The 2,342-nt window shown below is 41.4% G+C and carries 5 protein-coding genes; 2 read left to right on the top strand and 3 right to left on the bottom strand.

Annotated elements, in window-relative coordinates:
- Positions 1–53: 53 nt before the first annotated feature.
- Both B5D35_RS23420 and B5D35_RS23415 read right to left on the bottom strand, forming a co-directional pair.
- On the bottom strand, positions 54–749 hold the full coding sequence (locus B5D35_RS23420; protein ID WP_078754802.1) for a hypothetical protein: 696 nt from the start codon (positions 747–749) through the stop codon (positions 54–56).
- A gap of 71 nt (positions 750–820) precedes the next feature.
- On the bottom strand, positions 821–1,024 hold the full coding sequence (locus B5D35_RS23415; RefSeq protein WP_078754801.1) for a hypothetical protein: 204 nt from the start codon (positions 1,022–1,024) through the stop codon (positions 821–823).
- A gap of 365 nt (positions 1,025–1,389) precedes the next feature.
- On the opposite strand from B5D35_RS23415, the gene B5D35_RS25590 reads away from it, so the two are divergent.
- Together B5D35_RS25590 and B5D35_RS23405 are read left to right on the top strand one after the other, a co-directional pair.
- Positions 1,390–1,527, top strand: coding sequence for a zinc ribbon-containing protein (locus tag B5D35_RS25590; protein WP_078754800.1), 138 nt, complete (start codon positions 1,390–1,392; stop codon positions 1,525–1,527).
- A 3-nt stretch (positions 1,528–1,530) separates the two neighbouring features.
- Positions 1,531–1,755, top strand: a complete 225-nt coding sequence (locus tag B5D35_RS23405) for a DUF2188 domain-containing protein (protein WP_078754799.1) — start codon at positions 1,531–1,533, stop codon at positions 1,753–1,755.
- Between the two features lie 68 nt (positions 1,756–1,823).
- Here the strand turns inward: B5D35_RS23405 and B5D35_RS23400 are convergent, their stop codons facing one another.
- Entirely contained in the window at positions 1,824–2,228 is a 405-nt protein-coding gene (locus tag B5D35_RS23400; RefSeq protein ID WP_078754798.1) for a hypothetical protein, read from the bottom strand.
- Positions 2,229–2,342 lie beyond the last annotated feature (114 nt).

Genomic DNA, 2,342 nt, shown 5'->3' with positions numbered 1-2,342 from the left:
CATGAGACTACGACGATTGATGGGTGTAGCCGATCAGATCGTAGCTTCTAGATTTAGTTCCATCGATTTAAGCAACAAAGCCGGGTGACAGTAAACGCCTCCAAATCTAGCTCTTGTTCATCATCATTTTCTACATCGTGAATAATATCTTGGTAGGGAGTGACTGGAACAAGTCTCAGCTCCGAGCTATCTCGATACCCGCTGACGATCGGAATAATGTGCACATCATTGAATGGCTTCGAGTGAATTTCAGTTACATAACCAATGTAGATTTTTCTATCAGACATAGTAAATAGTATTGGCAGTCCATACTCGTAAGACCTAAAAAACAACTGGGTAAACTCTGGACTCTCTCCATCTTGAGCAAACTCTTCTAAGAAACAAATGTATTGCCTATCTATGCTGAATCTGTAAAAAACAACGGGGATAGCTAAACACAAGATAACAGTAATTGCACATACGTCAAAAAGGGAAACGCTGTTGCTAGGGGCATCGTAAGCAAGAATGTTATTTAGAACAATATCGCCAAGGGAAAAATGCCAGTTTAAAGCTCTCAATCCGCAATCAGCTATTGCATAAACAACGATAGCGACCCCGCATACAGCAAAGCCAGCCGTCGCAGAACTTAAGAAAGTGTGGTAACCGTTGCTTCTCTTCAAGGGATAGTGGAAGCGGTGAAGCTTGTTGAGTAAATAATATCCCGCAAGACACAGCACTAAAATAAAGAGTAGTGAGGTTGGTTTTGGCACGTAAATTTTCCCGAATAGTAGACACAAAAAAGAGGTGCTATATGCACCTCTCAAAAATCCAGCAAATAAAATTAAGCTCGAACAGAATCTTTAGCCGCACTGACTTGAGCTCGCACCTTGCGGCTTTTTCTAAATGAGTTGTAATCCATGACAACGAGATCAAGATTTTTCATTTTAGGACGAATGTTGTAGCTTTGGGTTTTGCTCTCTCCCTTCGCTTTTGGCAAGCCAAAAATCATCCGAAATATATTACCCATGATAAGACTCCATTTCATATTCCCTCCTTAGCGTATCAGTTGTCGCTTGTAGGGATAGCGGTTTAGTCCAGTGCGCGGATGCTACCAAACGAAGCAAAAGACTACAATAACATAATGGTATCATTTGGAACTCCGTGTCCAGTAAACACGCATTTTTTGTTAATTTTCGTTACTGCAAGCCTATGAAGCTGTTGATCAACAATCTGTCTTTGTGCACATCATACGTCATCTTTAGCTACTACGTTTTATCATTAAATACATTTGTTTAAGTATCATCGAAATCCTAGGGTTATCTCACACACCAACCACTAACATTATTGCACAATGATCATGTAACCATTTGATTATATTTACTTTCACAAACCATTAACGGAGATATAATTATGCCAACAACAGGTGAGAAGCCAGGAAAATGCCCTTACACTTGTAAGAAGTGTGATCAACGTGTTGTTCTAGATGACTATACAGATACACTGCCTCCTTGCCCCAAGTGCTCCCATACCGAATATCGTAAAGGATAAGATATGGCAAAAAGCACGCATGTCGTTCCAAACTCAGATGGCGGTTGGGACATAAAGCAAAGTGGTGGCCAAAGATCATCAGGTCACTTTGATACTAAGCAAGAAGCGGTTAAGCGAGCAAGAGTGATCAGCCAAAACCAGCAAACAGAATTAGTAATTCATAACAAAGATGGAAAGATTGCAATTAAAGACAGTCATGGTAACGATCCATTTCCACCAAAGGGATAAAACTAAGATAGACTCGCAGCATGTTATTCGCTACGCAAAAAGCCGCTCTATGGAGCGGCTTTCTATTTCTATTCATCAGCTTTTATCTTGGGGAGGTTAGCAGGGGCTTGTAAGAGCTTGGCGAGACCCACACCTCCAAACAGAAAAGCGACACCTTTTATAATCTCGTCAACGTATTGTGCGTTATTGGTCAAGAAGGCAGCCAAGCATAACGAGACGAGACAAACAACACTTAAAACGATAAGCGCAATCACACGTTTGTGCTTTTTATCTTCCAGCTGAATATTTTTGCTCTGGATTTCAAAATCCATCTTTGCCTGCTCAAGAGTCACTTTTGTTCGCTCTTTATTCTCATTCTCGTATGCTTCTATACCTGCGTGTCCGAGAGCAAGGATCCCTTGTAACGTTTCGTTAATGCTCTCTATTCGCTCAACAACCTGCCCTTCAGATCTTACCTCTATATCTTCTGACATTTGAAGTCCTTTTTTTAGGCGCGCGAAAGCCCGCTCAACTGAGCGGGCTTTTTTTTTACATAGCTATGCAGAATAAGGTGGCAGGGGTGGAGAGATTCGAACTCCCAACACGCG

The organism is Enterovibrio nigricans DSM 22720 (assembly GCF_900167155.1).
GTDB classification, from domain to species: Bacteria; Pseudomonadota; Gammaproteobacteria; order Enterobacterales; family Vibrionaceae; genus Enterovibrio; species Enterovibrio nigricans.
This window is presented reverse-complemented; position numbering and strand designations above follow the sequence as displayed.